17 protein-coding genes, 1 tRNA gene and 1 pseudogene are annotated in these 19,289 nt (G+C 70.3%); 11 read left to right on the top strand and 8 right to left on the bottom strand.

Annotated elements, in window-relative coordinates:
* Positions 1–23: 23 nt before the first annotated feature.
* The 6 genes from OG963_RS27220 to OG963_RS27195 all read left to right on the top strand — a co-directional run bounded on the left by OG963_RS27220 (position 24) and on the right by OG963_RS27195 (position 5,475).
* Positions 24–1,154: an ABC transporter ATP-binding protein gene (locus OG963_RS27220; RefSeq protein ID WP_371799546.1), complete on the top strand. Its 1,131-nt coding sequence runs from the start codon at positions 24–26 to the stop codon at positions 1,152–1,154.
* Entirely contained in the window at positions 1,151–1,795 is a 645-nt protein-coding gene (locus OG963_RS27215) for an ABC transporter permease (protein ID WP_030926916.1), read from the top strand. Before OG963_RS27220 ends, OG963_RS27215 begins: the two co-directional genes overlap by 4 nt.
* A 3-nt stretch (positions 1,796–1,798) precedes the next feature.
* Positions 1,799–2,461 carry an ABC transporter permease gene (locus tag OG963_RS27210; protein WP_030926914.1) on the top strand — a complete coding sequence of 221 codons (663 nt, stop codon included), beginning with the start codon at positions 1,799–1,801 and terminating at the stop codon, positions 2,459–2,461.
* An 11-nt stretch (positions 2,462–2,472) separates the two neighbouring features.
* The gene (locus OG963_RS27205; protein WP_093776563.1) at positions 2,473–3,432 is read left to right on the top strand and encodes an ABC transporter substrate-binding protein; all 960 of its coding nucleotides are present in this window, start codon (positions 2,473–2,475) and stop codon (positions 3,430–3,432) included.
* An 18-nt stretch (positions 3,433–3,450) separates the two neighbouring features.
* The gene (locus OG963_RS27200; RefSeq protein ID WP_093776561.1) at positions 3,451–4,857 is read left to right on the top strand and encodes a cytosine permease; all 1,407 of its coding nucleotides are present in this window, start codon (positions 3,451–3,453) and stop codon (positions 4,855–4,857) included.
* Positions 4,858–5,052: 195 nt separating this feature from the next.
* Positions 5,053–5,475 (top strand): hypothetical protein, encoded by a 423-nt coding sequence (locus tag OG963_RS27195; protein WP_093776559.1) that lies wholly within the window; start codon positions 5,053–5,055, stop codon positions 5,473–5,475.
* 11 nt (positions 5,476–5,486) lie between these two features.
* Here OG963_RS27195 and OG963_RS27190 read toward each other — a convergent pair whose 3' ends face one another.
* Positions 5,487–6,248, bottom strand: coding sequence for an SDR family oxidoreductase (locus OG963_RS27190; protein ID WP_093930437.1), 762 nt, complete (start codon positions 6,246–6,248; stop codon positions 5,487–5,489).
* 153 nt (positions 6,249–6,401) lie between these two features.
* Here OG963_RS27190 and OG963_RS27185 point away from each other — a divergent pair, with 153 nt between their 5' ends.
* The gene (locus tag OG963_RS27185; protein WP_093930360.1) at positions 6,402–7,238 is read left to right on the top strand and encodes a helix-turn-helix transcriptional regulator; all 837 of its coding nucleotides are present in this window, start codon (positions 6,402–6,404) and stop codon (positions 7,236–7,238) included.
* Positions 7,239–7,536: 298 nt separating this feature from the next.
* On the opposite strand, the gene OG963_RS27180 is transcribed toward OG963_RS27185, so the two are convergent.
* Positions 7,537–8,940 (bottom strand): cystathionine beta-synthase, encoded by a 1,404-nt coding sequence (locus tag OG963_RS27180; protein WP_030926902.1) that lies wholly within the window; start codon positions 8,938–8,940, stop codon positions 7,537–7,539.
* Positions 8,941–9,096: 156 nt separating this feature from the next.
* On the opposite strand from OG963_RS27180, the pseudogene OG963_RS27175 reads away from it, so the two are divergent.
* The 3 genes and pseudogenes from OG963_RS27175 to OG963_RS27165 all read left to right on the top strand — a co-directional run.
* Positions 9,097–10,104, top strand: a pseudogene (locus OG963_RS27175) (SGNH/GDSL hydrolase family protein); the annotation flags it as partial.
* Positions 10,105–10,437: 333 nt separating this feature from the next.
* A complete protein-coding gene (locus OG963_RS27170) occupies positions 10,438–11,658 on the top strand; it encodes an acetyl-CoA C-acetyltransferase (RefSeq protein ID WP_093930361.1) in 1,221 nt (406 codons plus the stop codon).
* 346 nt (positions 11,659–12,004) lie between these two features.
* Positions 12,005–12,835 carry a hypothetical protein gene (locus OG963_RS27165; protein ID WP_093776675.1) on the top strand — a complete coding sequence of 277 codons (831 nt, stop codon included), beginning with the start codon at positions 12,005–12,007 and terminating at the stop codon, positions 12,833–12,835.
* 99 nt (positions 12,836–12,934) lie between these two features.
* Here the strand turns inward: OG963_RS27165 and OG963_RS27160 are convergent, their stop codons facing one another.
* Positions 12,935–13,252: a hypothetical protein gene (locus OG963_RS27160; protein ID WP_093776555.1), complete on the bottom strand. Its 318-nt coding sequence runs from the start codon at positions 13,250–13,252 to the stop codon at positions 12,935–12,937.
* Positions 13,253–13,352: 100 nt separating this feature from the next.
* Here OG963_RS27160 and OG963_RS27155 point away from each other — a divergent pair, with 100 nt between their 5' ends.
* Complete coding sequence (locus OG963_RS27155) at positions 13,353–13,580, top strand: DUF4287 domain-containing protein (protein ID WP_030926897.1); 228 nt, start codon at positions 13,353–13,355, stop codon at positions 13,578–13,580.
* A 78-nt stretch (positions 13,581–13,658) separates the two neighbouring features.
* Here OG963_RS27155 and OG963_RS27150 read toward each other — a convergent pair whose 3' ends face one another.
* The 5 genes from OG963_RS27150 to OG963_RS27130 form a co-directional block, all read right to left on the bottom strand.
* Positions 13,659–14,546, bottom strand: a complete 888-nt coding sequence (locus tag OG963_RS27150) for a Bax inhibitor-1/YccA family protein (RefSeq protein WP_030926896.1) — start codon at positions 14,544–14,546, stop codon at positions 13,659–13,661.
* Between the two features lie 170 nt (positions 14,547–14,716).
* Positions 14,717–14,802: transfer RNA gene (locus OG963_RS27145), tRNA-Leu, on the bottom strand.
* A gap of 241 nt (positions 14,803–15,043) precedes the next feature.
* The gene (locus OG963_RS27140; RefSeq protein WP_093776553.1) at positions 15,044–17,452 is read right to left on the bottom strand and encodes a glycoside hydrolase family 2 protein; all 2,409 of its coding nucleotides are present in this window, start codon (positions 17,450–17,452) and stop codon (positions 15,044–15,046) included.
* The gene (locus OG963_RS27135) at positions 17,449–18,360 is read right to left on the bottom strand and encodes an ATP-binding cassette domain-containing protein (protein WP_319325207.1); all 912 of its coding nucleotides are present in this window, start codon (positions 18,358–18,360) and stop codon (positions 17,449–17,451) included. Before OG963_RS27135 ends, OG963_RS27140 begins: the two co-directional genes overlap by 4 nt.
* On the bottom strand, positions 18,342–19,286 hold the full coding sequence (locus OG963_RS27130; protein ID WP_371799545.1) for an ABC transporter ATP-binding protein: 945 nt from the start codon (positions 19,284–19,286) through the stop codon (positions 18,342–18,344). The genes OG963_RS27135 and OG963_RS27130 overlap by 19 nt, the downstream gene beginning before the upstream one ends.
* Positions 19,287–19,289 lie beyond the last annotated feature (3 nt).

Genomic DNA, 19,289 nt, shown 5'->3' with positions numbered 1-19,289 from the left:
GCAGCCGGGGCAAGGGACGACCGATGATCAAATTCGACGCAGTGAACAAGCGTTTCCCGAACGGCACGACAGCAGTTCATGAGCTCAGCCTCACCATGCCGGAGGGCGGCATCACCGTCCTGGTCGGTTCGTCCGGCTGCGGCAAGACGACCACTCTCCGGATGATCAACCGGATGGTCGATCCGAGCTCCGGCACGATCACGCTCGGCGGCCGGAACATCCTCGAAGCGGACGCCGCCGAGCTCCGCCGGGGTATCGGATACGTCATCCAGCAGGCCGGGCTCTTTCCGCACCGCACGATCCTCGACAACATCGCCACGGTCCCGCTGCTGCTGGGCCACGGACGCAAGCGCGCCCGGGCCCGCGCGGCCGAGCTGCTGGAGACGGTCGGGCTTCCGGCGGACGCCGCCAAGCGCTACCCGCACCAGCTCTCCGGCGGCCAGCAGCAGCGCGTCGGTGTCGCACGTGCGCTCGCCGCCGATCCGCCGGTGCTGCTGATGGACGAGCCGTTCGGCGCGGTCGACCCCGTCGTCCGGACCCAGCTCCAGGACGAGCTGCTCCGCCTCCAGCAGGAGCTGAACAAGACCATCGTCTTCGTCACCCACGACATCGACGAGGCGGTACGGCTCGGCGACCGGATCGCCGTGTTCCGTACCGGCGGTCATCTGGTGCAGTGCGCACCGCCCGCCGAACTGCTCGCGCGCCCGGCCGACGACTTCGTCGCCGACTTCCTCGGCGCCGAACGCGGCCTGAAGCTGCTCTCGTTGAGCACGCTCGCTGATCTCCCCCGGCAGTCGGCGACGACGGTGCGGGCCGACGAACCCGTCCCCGCCGCGCGCGCCGACTGGCAGCTGGTCGTCTCCGCCAAGGGCGAGCCGCTCGGCTGGCTGGACCCGGCAGCCGCTCCGTCGGGCCCGGCGGGCGACGCCCCGCTCCTCCCCGTACGGCCGCTGCGCGACACCGACTCGCTGCTCTCCGCACTGAACGAGTCGGTCGCCTCCCCGGCGGGCCTGATAGCCCGGGTCGACGACGCGGGCGTACTGACCGGGGTCACCGCGCGCGAGGCCGTCCACGCGCGGGCGGGGGACACCCACACCGCTGCGGTCGCGGCCCCTCCGCCCGCGACGGCTCCGGCCGGAAAGGGCAGCGCATGACCATCGACTGGTCGTGGATATCCGACCACGCGAGCGACCTCGTCACCCTCACCGTCTCCCATCTCCAGGCCGCCCTGACCGCCGTGCTCCTCGGCCTGCTGATCTCGCTCCCGCTTGCCGTCCTGGCCCACCGGGTGCGCCCCCTGCGCGGCTTCCTCCTGGGCCTGTCGAACATCCTCTTCACGATCCCGTCCATCGCGGTCTTCGTCCTTCTCCTACCGGTGTCCGGTCTCACCCGCACCACCACGGTGATCGGTCTGACCGTCTACACACTGGTCGTGCTCCTCCGCAACACGGTCGAGGGCCTGGACTCCGTCCCGGCGCGCACCAGGGAGGCGGCCAAGGCGATGGGCACCCGCCCGCTGCGCATCCTGCTCACCGTCGAGCTCCCCCTCGCCCTCCCAGTGATCATGGCGGGCGTACGGATCGCCACGGTCATGTCGATCTCGCTGGTCAGCGTGGCCACGTACATCGGCGACGGCGGCCTCGGCCAGCTCTTCACCGACGGGTTCCAGCGCAACTTCCCGACCCCGGTGGTCGTCGGCATCGCCCTGACCCTGCTGCTCGCGCTGGTCGCGGACGCGGCGCTGGTGGCCGTGCAGTACGTGCTCACCCCCTGGAAGCGGAAGCAGAGGGCCTGACCGATGTACGAACTCTTCGCGAACCTCGGCACCTGGCTGACCAGCGCCGAACAGTGGCAGGGCCCGGACGGCATCGGGCACCGCCTGGCCGAGCATCTCCAGTACTCGCTCCTCGCCACCTTGATCGCCACGGCGATCGCGCTCCCGATCGGCCTGCTCATCGGCCACACGGGGCGCGGCGCGTTCCTCGCCATCAACCTCTCGTCGTTCGGCCGTGCGCTCCCCACGGTCGGCCTGGTGGTGCTGGTCTTCCTGGCCAGCGGCCTGTCGATGACCCCCGTGTACGTGGCGCTGGTCGCCCTCGCCGTCCCGTCGATCGTCACCAACACCTACGCCGGGATGACCGCTGTCGACCCGGAGGTGAAGGACGCCGCCCGCGGCCAGGGCATGCGTGGCCACCAGATCCTCTGGCAGGTGGAACTCCCTCTGGCCCTCCCTCTGATCATGACCGGCCTGCGCCTCGCCCTGATCCAGGTCGTCGCCACCGCCACGGTCGCCGCGTACGTCAGCTTCGGCGGCCTCGGCCGGTACGTCTTCGACGGCCTGGCCCAGCGCGACCTCGTCCAGGTACTGGGCGGCGCCGTCCTGGTGGCGGTCGTGGCCGTCGCCCTGGACCTGATCCTGTCCGGACTGCAGCGCATCCTCTTCCGCCACCGCACCGCCTGAGGAGACCACCCATGACTCACCAGCCCCACAGCACCACCCGCCGCTCCCTGCTGGGCGGCCTCCTCGCCGCGGCTGCCGTCCCCGCACTCGCGGCCTGCAGCAGCGGCATCACCTCGCTCGACGGCCAGGGCGGAGGCGGCAGCGGCGGCGCCGGTTCCAGCGCCGGCGGCGTCACCATCGGCACCGCCAACTTCACCGAGAACCAGGTACTCGGCTACCTCTACGCCGAAGCCCTGCAGGCCGCCGGAGTGAAGACAGAGGTCCGCGCCAACCTGGGCACCCGCGAGATCCTCATCCCCGCCCTCGAGGGCGGGGACATCGACCTCCTCCCCGAGTACCAGGGCGCCCTCCTGCACTACCTCGACCCGAAGGCGAAGGCCACCGAGGAGGGCGAGATGCAGAACGCCCTGGCCATCGCCCTCCCCAAGGGCCTCCAGATCCTTCCGTACGGCATGGCCGAGGACTCGGACGCCTTCGTGGTCACCCCGAGGACGGCCAGGAAGTACGGCCTGTCCTCCCTCGCCGACCTGGCGAAGCAGAACGGAAAGCTCGTCATCGGCGCGGCCCCCGAGGTGAAGAAGCGGACGGTCGGGGCGGTGGGCCTGAAGGACGTGTACGGGGTCGAGTTCAAGGAGTTCAAGTCGCTGGACTCCTCCGGCCCGCTGGTCAAGGGGGCCCTGAAGAAGGGCGACGTCGACGTCGCCAACCTCTTCACCACCGACACGGACATCGCCGCCGAGGGCTGGGTGGTCCTCACCGACCCCAAGAACCTGATCCCCGGCCAGCACGTGGTCCCCCTGATCGCGGACCGCGCGGCTGACTCCACGGTCCGCAAGGCACTGGCACGCCTGGGCGCCACGCTCACGACGAAGGACCTCACGGAGCTGAACCGCCTGGTGGACAAGGACAAGAAGGATCCGGAGGACGTGGCGCACGAGTGGGCCGCGGCGCACGGCCTGACACAGAAGTAAGCGAAAAGGAGCACCCCCATGGCCGACTCTCTCGTCGAGCGCCGCTCGATCGACGTCGTACCGGACGACGAACGACACGGAAACGCGTTCTCCCAGTTCACCCTCTGGCTCGGCGCGAACCTCCAGATCACCGCAGTGGTCAGCGGCGCGCTCGCGGTCATCTTCGGCGGCGGCGCCTTCTGGTCACTGATCGGCCTGCTGGCGGGCAATCTGCTCGGCGGAGCGGTGATGTCGCTGCACTCCGCGCAGGGGCCCCGGCTGGGTCTGCCCCAGATGATCTCCAGCCGGGCGCAGTTCGGGGTGCGGGGCGCGGTCGTGCCGCTGCTCCTCGTCGTCGTGATGTACGTCGGTTTCTTCGCCAGCGGCAGCGTGCTGGCCGGCCAGGCGGTCGGCGAGCTCACCCATCTCGGGCAGACGTCCGGCATCCTCGTCTTCGCCGTGATCACCGCGCTGATGGCGGCGATCGGATACCGGGTCGTCCACGTCCTCGGCCGGGTCGCCAGCGTGGTCTGCGCACTGGCCTTCGTCTATCTCGGCATCCGTCTGCTGGACCGGATCGATCTCGGCGCCGCCCTCGCCGATCGCGCCTTCGACCTGCCGATGTTCCTGCTCGCGGTGTCGATCGCGGCGTCCTGGCAACTGGCGTTCGGCCCCTATGTCGCGGACTACTCGCGCTACCTGCCGCGCCACACGAGCTCCCGCGCCACCTTCTGGTGGACGCTGGCCGGCACGACGCTCGGCTCCCAGTGGTCCATGGCGTTCGGCGTGCTGGTCGCGGCATCCGCGGGCGAGGCGTTCCTCGACGACCAGGTCAGTTACGTCGTCTCCCTGGGCGGCACCGGACTGATCGCCTCGCTGCTCTACTTCGTGATCGCGCTCGGCAAGCTGACCATCAACGTGCTGAACACCTACGGCGGGTTCATGTCGATGGTCACCGGCATCAGCGGCTTCCGCGGGCAGCGGGCTCTCTCGCAGCGCGGCCGCTCCGCCTACATCGCCGTGATCATGATCGCGGGCACGGCGGTCGCCCTGCTCGGCAAGGACACCTTCCTCACGTCGTTCAAGGACTTCCTGCTGTTCCTGCTGACCTTCTTCACCCCGTGGTCGGCGATCAACCTCGTCGACTACTACCTGATCTCGCGTGAGCGGTACGACATCCCGGCCCTGTCCGACCCCGACGGCCGCTACGGCGCCTGGCGCTGGGACGCACTGTCGGTGTACGCGGTGGGCATCGTCGCCCAGCTCCCGTTCCTGGCGACGACCTTCTACACCGGCCCGCTGGTGGAGCCGCTGGGCGGCGCGGACATCTCCTGGGTGATCGGCCTGCTCGTACCCGCCCTGCTGTACTGGCTGCTCGCCCGACGCGACACGACACACATCCCGGCGGCCACGATCACCGCGCCGGACCGGGTCCCGGCCGGCTGAGCCCGGTCCCCACCGGGTCGCGGTCGTCCTCGACCCGGTGTGGGCCACGGCGCGACGCTTCGCGGCGTCAGGAGCGGAAACGCCGGCATCGGCGGGAGGCCCATCTCCACCGAGGGCCCGCCCGGTACGCCCCCGACCTCCAACAGGGGGGCTAGCCCCACTGTGCCGGGCTCGTCCGCTCCGTACCGTTGGACCATGGAAGCCCGTGACTCCGAGCTCGAGAAAGAGCTCAATGCCACCTTGCAGGCCCGCAGTGAGCTGGGGCCCGAGTACGAGTCGGCGCTCATCGACTCGTTCCTGGAGAAGGTCGACCGGCGTCTCGACGAGACCCTCGACCGTCGCGTCCGGCGTCATCTCGCCGAGCAGCAGATCACGGTCGCCCGAGGGGCCCGGGCGCCCCACGAGCCGATGGCGAACTTCGGCGAACGGTTCGGGTTCGGGATCATCTCGCTGGTACTGGCCATCCCGCTGTCCGCGATCGGCGTCGCGAACGCCGGGATCGAGGGGCTCGTCGTGGCGTGGCTGGGGATCGTCGGGGTGAATGTCGCCCAGGTGGCCCGCAGCCGGCCGTTGTTCCGGCGCTCGGAGGAACGCACGAAGTCCGACTGGGAGGGCTGAACGGCCGACGGTCACACCTGGCGGGTGGGGAGCACGATCAGCTGGCGCAGGTTGACGTGGCGCGGGCGGCTGGTGGTGTAGGCGACCAGGTCGGCGATGTCGTCGCCGGACAGGGAGCCCAGCGCGTCGAACATGCCGTCCAGCCGGCCCGACAGCTCCGCGTTGTCGATGTGGCTGCCCAGCTCCGTGTCGGTGAGGCCCGGCTCGATGTTCGTGACGCGGACGTCCCGCGGACCGAACTCCGCGCGCAGGGATGCCGACAGGTGGCTGAGTGCCGCCTTCGTCGCCCCGTACACGGCGTAGTCGGGGAACGCGATGTGCGCGCCGATCGACGAGATGTTCACCAGGTCGGCGGTGCGGCCCTCGGCGGCGGCCGCCACCAGGTCGGGGGTGAAGGCACGGATGATCCGCAGCGCGCCCGCCACATTGGTGTCGAGCATCCGCTGCCACTCGTCCGTGCGGCCCTCGTCCACCGGGTTCGGCAGCATGACTCCGGCCGCGTTGACCACCAGGTCGACCTCGCCGTAGGCGGTGTGGACACGCTCGGCAGCCGCGTCGACGGATGCCTGGTCGGTGACGTCCGCCGCCACGACGAGGGCTTCGCCGCCCTTCGCGGTGACCGCGGCGGCCACTTCTTCCAACCGGTCCGCCCGCCGGGCCAGCAGCGCCACCCTGGCTCCCCGGTCGGCGAGCAGGAGGGCAGTGGCGGCGCCCATACCGCTGGCGGCTCCGGTGATGACAGCGGTGCGGCCTGCGAGGGTCTCGTACGACATGGCGTGCTCCTTGCGGTCCGTGGTGTCCGCCGGGCGTCTCCCCGGTGGCAGGTTCCACTCTTCGCCGCCCGGCATCCGTTACCCAGGGATGCGTCTTTCCTGGGTCCGGCAGTACCAGGCTCCGCTCCGGGACCGTCTCTTAGGATCGAACGCATGGATGGGGACCTCGGAGACTTTCTCCGCTCGCGACGCGCACGGATTCAGCCCGAGGACGTAGGCCTGCAGGCATACGGCCGACGCCGGGTGCCCGGGCTGCGCCGCGAGGAGGTCGCCCAGCTCGCGGGGGTGAGCGTCGACTACTACATCCGGCTGGAACAGGGGCGTGGACCGAGCGTCTCGGACGCGGTGCTCGACGCGATCGCCCGGGTGCTGCGGCTGGACGAGACGGAGCTCGCATATCTGCGCACCGTGGCGCGGCCGAACACGAAGGCACGCGGCGAGCGGCCGGCCGCCGCGCAGCGGGTACGGCCCGGGCTGCGGTTGCTGCTGGACACCATCGACCGGGCCCCCGCGTTCGTCCTGGGCCGCCGCATGGACGTGCTGGCCTGGAACGCGCTGGGCGACGCCCTCGTCGGTTTCTCCCGGATGCCCACCGCCGCGCGCAACATGCCGCGCCAGGTCTTCCTGGAACCTGCGGCGCGCGAGATGTACCCGGAGTGGGCGGCAGTGGCGGCGGAGACGGTCTCGCACCTGCGGCTGGACGCCGGGCTGCACCCGACGGACAGACAGCTCGCCACACTGGTCGGCGAGTTGTCGATGCGGAGTGAGGACTTCCGGCGGCTGTGGGCGGACCACCAGGTCAAGGCGAAGACCTACGGGGTCAAGCGCATCCAGCATCCCGTGGCGGGCGAACTGACGCTTCCGTACGAGACGTTGGCGCTGCCCGGCGATCCCGACCAGTCGCTGGTCGTCTATACGCCGCAGCCGGACACCGAGACCGCCGAGCGGATCGCGCTCCTGGCGAGCTGGGCGGCCGCGCCCGCCGGATGAGCCGCCCTCGGCCGCCGGCGGACGCGTCTGGAGGTATGTCGCAGGGACCGCCGCACCCCCGGTTTCCCGGGGGGCGGGACGACGGCGGTCCCCGCGAGGGACGCGGGTCCGGGTCAGGGCCGGCTGATCGCGTCCTGGCGACAGTGGAGGTCCGGGAGCCGCTCCGTAGTCCGTGTCGCCGTCTCGGGTGCCGGCGGGTTTCCCTGCCGACACCCACCAATGTGCCGGAGCCGTGTTAAGCCGGTGCTGCGGGTACGTGTCGCGCTCGTACCGTTTTCACGAAGCCCCGATTCCCGCTCTACTGCTTCGGACCGGCGTCCTTCGCCAGGAACGACAGCAGGTCCTGCCTGCTCACGACGCCCTTCGGCTTGCCCTCCACGAGGACGATCGCCGCGTCCGCGGCGTCCGCACCGCTGAGTACCGACATCAGGTCCTCGACCGGTTCGCCCGAGCCGACCTGCGGCAGCGGCGGCGACATGTGCTTCTCCAGCGGGTCGGTCAGCGAGGCGCGCTGCGCGAACAGCGCGTTCAGCAGCTCCCGCTCCACCACCGAACCGATGACCTCCGCGGCCATCACGTCCGGGTGGCCGGCGCCCGGCTTCACGATCGGCATCTGCGAGACGCCGTACTCGCGCAGGACGTCGATCGCCTCGCCGACGGTCTCCTCCGGGTGCATGTGGACGAGCGTCGGGATCGGGCCCTCCTTGTGGGCGAGCACGTCTCCCACACGAGCCGACGGGCCGGTGTCCTCCAGGAAGCCGTAGTCGGCCATCCACTCGTCGTTGAAGATCTTGCTCAGGTAGCCGCGGCCGCTGTCCGGCAGGAGTACGACGACCACGTCGTCCGGGCCGAGCCGCTGCGCGACCTCCAGGGCCGCCACGACCGCCATGCCGCAGGAGCCGCCGACGAGCAGGCCCTCCTCCTTGGCGAGCCGGCGGGTCATCTGGAAGGAGTCCTTGTCGGACACCGCGACGATCTCGTCCGTCACCGTGCTGTCGTACGCGCTCGGCCAGAAGTCCTCACCGACGCCCTCGACCAGATACGGACGTCCGGAGCCGCCGGAGTAGACCGAGCCCTCCGGGTCCGCGCCGACGATCTTGACCGAGTCGCCGCTGATCTCCTTCAGATAGCGGCCGGTGCCGGTGATCGTGCCACCGGTGCCCACGCCCGCCACGAAGTGGGTGATCTTCCCGTCCGTCTGCTCCCACAGCTCGGGACCGGTGGTCTCGTAGTGCGAACGCGGGTTGTTCGGGTTCGAGTACTGGTCGGGCTTCCAGGCGCCCGGCGTCTCACGGACCAGCCGGTCGGACACGTTGTAGTACGAGTCCGGGTGCTCGGGGTCGACAGCCGTCGGGCAGACGACGACCTCGGCACCGTACGCGCGCAGCACATTGATCTTGTCCGTGGACACCTTGTCCGGGCAGACGAAGATGCACTTGTAGCCCTTCTGCTGCGCGACGATCGCCAGGCCGACGCCCGTGTTGCCGCTCGTCGGCTCGACGATCGTGCCGCCGGGCTGCAGCGCGCCGCTCTCCTCGGCCGCCTCGATCATGCGCAGGGCGATGCGGTCCTTGACCGAACCGCCGGGGTTGAAGTACTCGACCTTGGCCAGCACCGTCGCCTCGATGCCGGCCGTCACACTGCGCAGCCTCACCAGCGGGGTATTGCCAACGAGACTGATCATCGAATCGTGAAATTGCACCGTGTTACTCCGGGGTCTCCGAGATGGTGCGGCCAGCGTATGCGTACGGGGATGAGATTGGGCGAAGCGATTGGGCGACGGTCGTTACGGGGCAGTTAGCTCTATGTACGACGGTACGGCGACGAGGAGGTGGACCGGACTGTGTCAAGAGCAAGGGTGGCACGGCGGATCGCGGCAGGGGCCGCCTACGGCGGCGGCAGTATCGGACTGCTCGGTGCGGCGGCGGTGGGCGTGGTGCTGGCGGAGGTCCAGCTGGCGAAGCGGCAGGTGGGTGGCGGTATCGCACCCGTCCCGCCGAGTGCCGACGGGCGGTACGGGGTGGCCTTCACCGGCCCGGCGGAGCCTTTGCTGCTCGGCCTGCTCGGCGACTCCACCGCGGCCGGCCAGGGCGTACGCAGGGCCGGACAGACCCCCGGGGCGCTGCTCGCCTCGGGGCTGGCGGCGGTCTCCGAGCGTCCGGTGGATCTGCGGAATGTCGCGCAGCCGGGGGCACGGTCGGACGATCTGGAGCGGCAGGTGTCGGTGCTGCTGGCCGACACCTCCCGTACGCCCGACGTCTGCGTGATCATGATCGGGGCGAACGATGTGACACATCGGATGCCCGCCACCCACTCGGTGCGGTGCCTGACCACCGCCGTGCGCAGACTGCGCACGACGGGCGCGGAGGTGGTCGTCGGTACGTGCCCTGATCTCGGCACGATCGAGCCGGTCTACCAGCCGTTGCGCTGGCTGGCCCGGCGGGCGAGCCGCCAGTTGGCCGCGGCCCAGACGATCGGTTCGGTGGAACAGGGCGGGCGCACGGTGTCGCTGGGCGACCTGCTGGGCCCCGAGTTCGAGGCGAACCCGCGCGAGCTGTTCGGCCCGGACAACTACCACCCGTCGGCCGAGGGCTACGCGACGGCGGCGATGGCGCTGCTGCCGACCCTGTGCGCCGTGCTGGGGCTGTGGCCGGAGTCCGACCGCCTCGACGGCTCGCGCCGCGAGGACATGCTTCCGGTGGCCAAGGCGGCGTCCCAGGCGGCCAGGGAGGCCGGTACGGAGGTCACGGGGGCGCGGGCGCCCTGGGCCCTGCTCAAGCACCGCAGGCGGCGGCGTCTGCCTGCGGCCACGGAGCCGCAGCCGGAGCCGCTGGCGCGGTCCCATCCCCATCCGGACGGGCAGCACCCCGACGTACCGCTGCCGGACGGCCAGCATCCGGACGGCCAGCATCCGGACGGCAGACGCCCCGACGTGCACCGGGACGGGGACCCGCGCGCGGGCGGGGACGCGGGCACGGATCCCGCGCCCCGGCACGCCTGAACATCCGCATGCACTCGACCCCGTCCACCGACCCCGTCCACTCGACTGAGCGGTCGCTTAGAAAAGAGGTCCGCATCACATGGCCTGCCGGGTGACCTCAGCGATACGGCCGGGTAACTTCCAAGGCAGTCCTGCCCGTCAGGTCTGCCGGTCAGTCCTGCCGGACAGCCAGCCTTCCAGCCCTCATGGAGCCGCGTGATGCCTGAAGCCGTGATCGTCTCTGCTGCCCGTTCTCCCATCGGCCGGGCCTTCAAGGGTTCGCTGAAGGACCTGCGGGCGGACGACCTGACCGCCACGATCATCCAGACGGCGTTGGCCAAGGTCCCCGAGCTGGACCCGAGGGACATCGACGACCTGATGCTCGGCTGCGGCCTCCCCGGTGGCGAGCAGGGCAACAACCTGGGCCGCATCATCGCCGTACAGATGGGGATGGACCACCTTCCCGGCTGTACGGTCACCCGCTACTGCTCGTCCTCCCTGCAGACGAGCCGCATGGCGCTGCACGCCATCAAGGCCGGCGAGGGGGACGTCTTCATCTCGGCCGGTGTCGAGATGGTGTCCCGCTTCGTGAAGGGCAACTCCGACAGCCTTCCGGACACGCACAACCCGCTCTTCGCCGAGGCCGAGGCCCGCACCGCCGCGCGCGCCGAGGAGACCGGTGCGAGCTGGCACGACCCGCGCGAGGACGGCCTCGTGCCGGACGCCTACATCGCGATGGGGCAGACCGCCGAGAACCTGGCCCGCCTCAAGGGCGTCACCCGTCAGGACATGGACGAGTTCGGCGTACGGTCGCAGAACCTCGCCGAGGAAGCCATCAAGAACGGCTTCTGGGCGCGCGAGATCACCCCGGTCACGACCCCCGACGGCACGGTCGTCTCCCAGGACGACGGCCCGCGCGCGGGCGTCACGCTGGAGGGCGTGCAGGGTCTGAAGCCGGTCTTCCGCCCCGACGGACTGGTCACCGCCGCCAACTGCTGCCCGCTCAACGACGGCGCCGCCGCTCTCGTGATCATGTCCGACACGAAGGCGCGCGAGCTGGGTCTGACCCCGCTGGCCCGGATCGTCTCGACCGGTGTCTCCGGCCTCTCCCCCGAGATCATGGGGTACGGACCGGTGGAGGCCAGCAAGCAGGCCCTGAAGCGGGCCGGACTCACCGTCGACGACATCGACCTGGCCGAGATCAACGAGGCGTTCGCCGCCCAGGTGATCCCCTCCTACCGCGACCTCGGCCTGCCGCTGGAGAAGGTCAACGTCAACGGTGGCGCGATCGCCGTCGGCCACCCCTTCGGCATGACCGGCGCCCGGATCACCGGCACGCTGATCAACAGCCTGCAGTTCCACGACAAGCAGTTCGGCCTGGAGACCATGTGCGTCGGCGGCGGCCAAGGCATGGCGATGGTCATCGAGCGCCTGAGCTGAGCTGCAGCGGAAGCGAAGCGAACGCGACCACAAGCCCCGAGCGGCTGAGCTGATCACTTCCGGAGCCGCCGGGTGAGTCTCTCCCGGCGGCTCACCCACCCACGACATGGCTGGTTCCGAGCTCCGACCGTGACCGAATCTCCCCCAGGATGTGACCTATCTCCTGGGGGAGAGGTGTTTTTGCAGGTCACACCCACATCAGGGGTAAACACGAGCCCCAAAGAACTGTCCAATTCGTGACGTAATGCACTGACAACGGGCACGGGTGCAGGCCAAGCTGATGTAGGAAGTCGTGGGATCAATTGAAACCGGGAGTATGTCAGTGAGCATCATGCCTCTTGCCCTGTTGCTGACCACCGCCGCTGCGACGGCTGTGGGCACTGCTGCGCTGCACGCTGCTCACGGGCTGCGCAAGCAGGTCACGGCCCTGCGCATCGAGCTGGCCGCGGGCAACGCCCGTACCGCGTCGGTGCCGCCGCAGAGCCGCGCCACGGCTACCCCCGCCGCCGAAATACGCGCCGCTGTGGCCGAAGCACTCGCCGAGGAGCGTGAGCGCGAGCTCGCCGAGGCCCGGGCATTCTGGGCCTCCCAGGAGGCACGCGACGCCGCCGACGCCCCGTCCCTGCTGGGCGGTCTCTCCGGGATCGGCGAGGACACGCCGTTCTTCCTGCCGCGCCAGGCCGACTTCGCGGGCCTGGAGGCCATGGACCTCGACGCCACCGAGGCGCTCGAAGAGCTGACGGAACTGGCCGAGTTGGCGGAGATAACCGAGCTGCCCGAGACGGCGGAGTTCCCCGAGGACTCCCCCGAGCTGGCCGCGGCCCGCCGCCGCCACCCCTCGCACCCCGACTTCGTACCGGTGCAGACCCCGGTCGTCACCGACCACGAGCGCACCGTGGGCCGGCTGGAGGAACTCGCCGACCGCCGTACCGAGCTCGCCGACGTCCGCCCCGGCCCGCTCGGCACCCTCGACGTCTACGTCTTCGCCGACGGCACCACGCTCTGCATGACTCCCGGCCACCGCGAGACGGCCGAACAGCTCGGCCGGGCGCTGCTGGCCGGTGAACACCCGGTGCTGCTGGGCGGCTCCGGCGTCTCCGGCGCGTACGCGCTGACGTTCTCCTGCGGCAAGGAGAACGTCTACATTCTCGCCGACCGTGTCATCGCTTCTTTCTGACCAACCGGAAGCACTCCCGGAACCCCTGGCGCCCCCAGGAACCCTCCGGGAAGCCCGGATTCCCCGCAGCGGCTCTCGCCGGCCGCTGCCCGAAGACCGCTACGCGAATGCCCGGGCGGACGCTTCCTCGACGAATCGCACGGCCTCGTCCAGCTCCACGGACGGGGCCGTTTCCAGTGCCACCGCCAAGTCCCGCCCCACGACCGCGAGTTGGTCACCGATCGCGAACACGCCGACGTCCGGCAGGATGTGCGGCTCGCGGTCCGGCGCCTCGATGCGCTGGGCCCGTACGGCCAATTCCCTGGCCGTGGCCAGCCCTTCGGCGGCGGCTCCGCGCTGCAGCCTGCTCTGCGGAGCGGCACGCAGCCGGTCGGCAAATCGGTCCACGGCGGTGATCAGCGGGGTCGTATCGAGCACCCAGTGACCCTACGCGCCGGTCCGTGATGGTTGCCAACGGGCCAACGCTCAGGCACGGTGTCGGGAAGGACCAGCAACGCGCAATGCGTCGGAGGCGCCGATGAACCATGTCTTCTCCGAAGAGACCCATCGCAATCTGCTCTCCCGAATCCCCCGCTGCACCGGTCGTGAAATCTCCGACTGGCTCCGCACCGTCGACGAAGGCCCCGCCCTCCGGTTCGACGAGAAGGTCAGCTGGCTGCGGAGCGAACACGACCTCGCCTATGGACACGCGAAGGCACTCATCCACGAGTACGACCTGAGGCGGGCGGCGCGGAAGCTGCTTTAGGCGTACGAGATCCGGACAAGCGGAACGGCCCGCAGGCGGTATGCCTGCGGGCCGTTCCGTCGTGCGGGGCTGCGGCTGTCAGTCGTCGCCGCTGAGGATGGAGAACAGACGCAGCATCTCCAGGTAGATCCACACCAGGGTCATGGTGAGGCCGAAGGCCGCCAGCCAGGACTCCTCGCGCGGAGCACCGAACGCGATGCCGTCCTCGACCTGCTTGAAGTCCAGGGCCAGGAAGCACGCACCGAGGATGATCCCGATGACGCCGAAGAGGATGCCGAGACCGCCGCTGCGGAAGCCCAGGCCGTCGCCCCCGCCGAAGACGGCGAACAGCAGGTTGACCACCATCAGGAGCATGAAGCCCATGGCGGCGGCCATCACGAAGCCGTAGAAGCGACGGGTGACGCGGATCCAGCGCATCTTGTACGCGAGAAGCACACCGGCGAAGACACACATGGTGCCCAGCACCGCCTGCATCACCACGCCGGGACCGATGTACGTGGAGACCGCGCTGGAGATCACCCCGAGGAAGACACCCTCGAAGGCCGCGTAGGAGACGATCAGCGCCGGGACCGGCTTGCGCTTGAACGACTGGATGAGCGACAGGACGAACGCCACCAGGGCAGCGCCGATCGCGATGCCGTAGGACTTGCCGAGGTTCGCCTCGTCGACCGGCAGCAGGGCCCAGGCAAGGGCCGCGCCGAGCACCACGGTGCCCAGCGTGATCGCGGTCCGCGTGACGACGTCGTCGATCGTCATCGCGCCGGTGCGCGTGGGCGCCTGCGGGGCGCCGTACCGGGTGTCCTGCTGGGCGTAGGGGTTGGTGGCGTACGGGTTCGCGGCGGTGCCCTGCGCGTACGGGTCGGCGCCCGTCACGGGGGCCCCGGCCTGCGGCGCCGCGTTGAAGCCCGCGTAGCCGTTGTCGCGGCTGAACCCCCGTCGCGAGAAGACCGGGTTGCTGCTCCTCATTGCTCTCCTCCATGGCCACCCTGCGTGGCCTTCCCACAAGAGTAATGGGTAGGCAAAAGAATCACCCTAGTGCCAGGGGAGGATCTTCCTCGTGCCAGAGGAGGATCTTCTTGAAGGTTGATCACTGAAGTGACGCCAGTCCGGACCGGTGCCCTCACCGAATGTCGCAGTGGTGCCCGGAGCCGGACTCGAACCGGCACGCCCCCGAGGGGCAGCGAGGTTTAAGCTCGCCGTGTCTGCATTCCACCATCCGGGCCTGGCGCGCGGCTCCGCGTTGGCACATGACCCTATCCGTGGACGTCCCCCGATCAGCGGAACTGTGGCTCGATGTTGTCTTATTTTATTGACCGTTTGAGGGACCGTCAGCATAGCTGAGAGGGCATCGGTACATGCCTGGCCGGGGTAGTGCGTACCAAGACCCACAATCGGGATTGACGGAAACTCGCCGCACCCGGACGGCCCAGTGCGCCATGGTTCGCCATGGGTCCGCCACCCGGCTAGGCAAGGGCGTCGTTGACACACCTCAGCACCGGGCGGATCCCCAGTGCCCCCGGGTCCTCGAGCACCGCGCCGGTCACCCGGAAGACGGTGCTCTCCCCCGGCAGGAGGGTGACGAGCATCTCGTCCACCTCGGCCGCCGGATCGAGCCGGTCAGGGAAGAGCGCTAGGTCCCGCAGCAGTGTCCTGGCGGTCACCTCGACACGGTATGCGGACGCGTCGCCCTCACTCCGGGTGATCGTCACGTCGTAGCGGGCGGGCGGCAGGGCCAGCCGGGTGTCCTCCTCGTAGAACTCGACCGTCCGCACCTCGCCCAGCCGCGCCACCAGCAGCTCCCGTGTCCGGTCCGCCGGCTCCGCGACGGACGGCGGCAGAGCGACCCGGGTGACCTGGCGCGGCGCCGTGCTCACCCTCAGCTCCTCCTCGGCCAGCACGGTGCCGTCCAGATCGTGCCGGGTCAGGCACAGCGTGCCCGCCCACGGCCGGTCCGCGTCGTTGACCAGGTGCAGCGCGCCGTCACGCACGACCAGCAGCCGGTCCGCGTACACGGCACGCAGCGCGTACCAGAGGGGCTTTCGGCGGCCGTCGCCGTCGACTGCGGCCCAGGAGACGACCGGCCAGCAGTCGTTCAGCTGCCAGACCACGGTGCCCATGCAGTACGGGGTGTGCGAGCGGAAGTGCCGGATGCCGAAGGCGACCGCGCGGGCCTGGTTGAGCTGGGTGAGCCAGTGCCAGTCGTCGAAGGAACCGCCCGGCTGCGGCAGGTGGTCGCCGAGGCCGCGGAGCAGTTTGGCGTTGCCGTCCTCGGCCTTCTGGTGGTGGGTGAGCAGCGGGGCGTCGGGGGCGAGAGGGCCGCTGACGGCACTCCGCAGGGTGGCGTGGGCGGGCGGGCCCTGGAAGCCGAATTCTGCGACGAAGCGGGGGACACGGTCCGCGTAGGCGCGGTAGTCGGCCCGGTTCCAGACGTCCCAGATGTGGATCGTGCCGCGGGCCGGGTCCTGGGGGTGCAGGTCCGGCGAGCCGGAGTAGGGCGAGCCGGGCCAGTACGGGCGGGTGGGATCGGTCTCGGCGCAGATCGCGGGCAGCAGCTCGTGGTAGTAGCCGTGGCCCCAGGTCCGGTCGCCGAGCTCCTTGCGCCAGCCCCAGTCGGCGTGGCCCTCCAGGTTCTCGTTGTTGCCGCACCACAGGACGAGGGAGGGGTGCGGGGCGAGGCGGACCACGTTCTCGCGGGCCTCGGCCGCCACCTCGTCGTACAGCGGCTGCTCCTCCGGGTAGGCGGCGCAGGCGAACGGGAAGTCCTGCCAGACGAGGAGTCCCTTCTCGTCGGCCAGCCGGTAGAAGTCGTCGCTCTCGTAGAGCCCGCCGCCCCAGACCCTGATCAGGTTGACGCCTGCGGCCAGCGCCTGGTCGAGGCGGTCGGAGATCCGCTGCCGGGTGAGACGGGCCGGGAAGCAGTCGTCGGGGATCCAGTTGACGCCGCGCACGAAGACGGGTTCGCCGTTGACGACGATCCGGAACGCCTCGCGCTCCAGGGACACGGAGCGGAAGCCCGTCCTGCCGTGCCAGGCGTGGCCGCCGAGGCGGACGGTCACCTCGTACAGGGGCTGCTCGCCGTGGCTGTGCGGCCACCAGGGCTCGGCGTCCGGGACGAGGAGAGTGGTGGTGGCGCTGTCCTGCCCGGCCGGCACGGTGAGCTCGGCCCGTTCCCCGGCCACCTCCACGACGGCCTGCAGCGGGCTCCCGTCGCCACCCCGGTCCACGTCCAGGGTCACGCCCAGCCGGGGCATCCCGCCGTCCACGAGGTCGGCCAGCAGCTTCACCGAGGCGATCCGCGGCCCGGTCCACGACTGAAGGGCGACCGGCCGCCAGATGCCGGAGGTGACCAGGGTCGGCCCCCAGTCCCAGCCGAAGTTGCACGCCATCTTGCGGATGAAGGGGTACGGCTCGGTGTACGCGCCCGGCCGGTCGCCGAGCCGTTCGCGCAGCTCCTCGGCGTAGGTGTACGGGGCGGTGAACCGTACGTCGATCGTGTTGGCGCCCTCGACGAGCAGCGGGCGGACGGCGAAGCGGTAGCTGCGGTGCTGGTTGGCGGTGCGGCCCAGCTCCGAACCGTTGAGCAGGACCGTGGCGACGGTGTCGAGCCCGTCGAAGCACAGGTCGGCGTGGTCGCGTCCGTCGTCCGTCCAGTCGAAGACGGTGCGGTACGTCCAGTCGGTCCGGCCGATCCAGTCGAGCCGGGTCTCGTTGTCGTCCAGGTACGGGTCGTCGATGAGACCGGCGGCGAGCAGATCGGTGTGGACGCAGCCGGGCACGGTGGCGGGGACGCCTCCGGTGGGGAGCCCGAGGGGCACCGGCCCGTCGGCGCCGAGCGTCCAGCCGTCGTGCAGGGGCAGGTGGCGAAGGGTCACGCCGGGGTCCTTCCGCAGTCGGGGAGCTGGGCGCAGGCGACGAAGTGGTCCGGTTCGGTCTCGCGCAGATCGCTGCCCTGTTCCCCCGCCTCGTGGAAGGCGCAGGTCTCCACGGGCTCGGGCAGGGTCCACGGGGTGTTGAGCCGGGGCACCGCGGCCAGGAGGGTGCGGGTGTAGGGGTGGAGCGGGTTGCCGAACACCTTCTGGGTGTCGCCGCGCTCGACGATCCTGCCGCGGCGCAGCACCACGGTCCGCTCGGCGAGATAGGTGCCGAGCGAGAGGTCATGGGTGATGTACAGGACACCGAGGCCGCGCTCCTTGAGCCCGGCCAGGAGGTTGAGGACGTCGATGCGGGTGGAGGCGTCGAGCATGCTGGTGATCTCGTCGGCGACCAGGAAGCCCGGTTCGAGCAGGAGGGCGCGGGCGATCAGGAGGCGTTGCAGCTGGCCGCCGCTGAGCTGGTGCGGGTAGCGGCCGAGCACCTGTCCGGGGTCCAGGCGCACGTCCCGTACCGCCTGCTCGACGCGGTCGGCCCACTCCTTGTCCGGTACCCCGTGGTGGTACGTGCGTCGGACGAGGGCGAAGACGCGGTCGGCCTTGAAGACGGGGTTGTAGCAGGAGAACGGATCCTGGAAGACGCCCTGGACCCGGCGGTAGAAGTCCTTGCCCGGGCGGACCGCCTTCCCGTCGAGGGTGAGGCGGCCGTCGCTGACCTCGGTGAGACCGAGGATCATCCGGCCGATGGTGGATTTGCCGCTGCCGCTCTCGCCTATGAGCGAGACGACCTCGCCCGGGGCGGCGTCGAAGGAGACCCGGTCGACGGCGGTGACGGAGCCGCCGCCGAAGGCACCGGCCCGGTAGGTCTTGGTGACGCGGTCGAGGGTCAGCATCAGGCCGCCTTCCAGCATGCGACGGAGTGACGGGGGGCCACCTCGACGACGGGAGGCTCTTCGGCGCACCGGCCGTCGGCGAGAGGGCAGCGGTCGCGGAAGCGGCAGCCGGCCGGTGGGTCGAGCAGGGAGGGCGGAGAGCCCGCTATGCCCTTCAGCGGCTTGTCCGCGTACCGGGCCCCGACCTCCGGGAGCGAGCCGAGCAGGAGTTTGGTGTACGGGTGGCGGGGATCGGTCGTCAGGACCTTCGCGGGTGCCTTCTCGGCCGCCCTTCCCGCGTACATCACCATGATGGAGTCGGCGATGTGCGAGGTCAGTCCGAGGTCGTGGGTCACGAAGATCATGCTCGTGACCAGGCCCTTGTCGCGCAGCCCGGTGAGTGCGCCGACGACGGCCCGCTGGGTGGAGACGTCGAGGGCGGAGGTGACCTCGTCGGCGACGAGGACGGCCGGGTCGAGCAGGGTGGAGATCACCATGACGGTGCGCTGCTTCATCCCGCCGGACAGCTCGATCGGGTAGCGGTTCAGGACGTCGTGGTCCAGGCCGACCAGATCCAGGCGGCGGTGCAGTTCGTCGGTGTCCACACCGACACCACGTGAGGCGAGGAGTTCGCGGATCATGCGGCCGATGCGTCGGGTCGGGTTGAGTGCGCTCATCGAGTACTGCGGCACGAGCGATATCCGGTGGAAGCGGAAGGCGTTCATGGCGCGGTCGTCGGCGATCGGGACGTCGTCGCCGTCGAGGGTCACGGTGCCGCCCGCGTGGCGCATCCGGCCGTCGAGACGGATGAGGGATTTGCCCAGCGTCGTCTTGCCGCAGCCGGACTCACCCGCCAGGCCCAGGATCTCGCCGTCGGCCAGATCGAAACTGACGCCGTCCAGCGCCCGGACCTCGCCCCGCAGGGTGCGGTAGTGGACCCGCAGATCGGTGACGGTCAGGGTCATGTG

The organism is Streptomyces sp. NBC_01707, assembly GCF_041438805.1.
GTDB lineage: Bacteria > Actinomycetota > Actinomycetes > Streptomycetales > Streptomycetaceae > Streptomyces.
The sequence above is the reverse complement of the archived record's forward strand: the minus strand, read 5'-3'. Positions and strand labels throughout refer to the sequence as shown.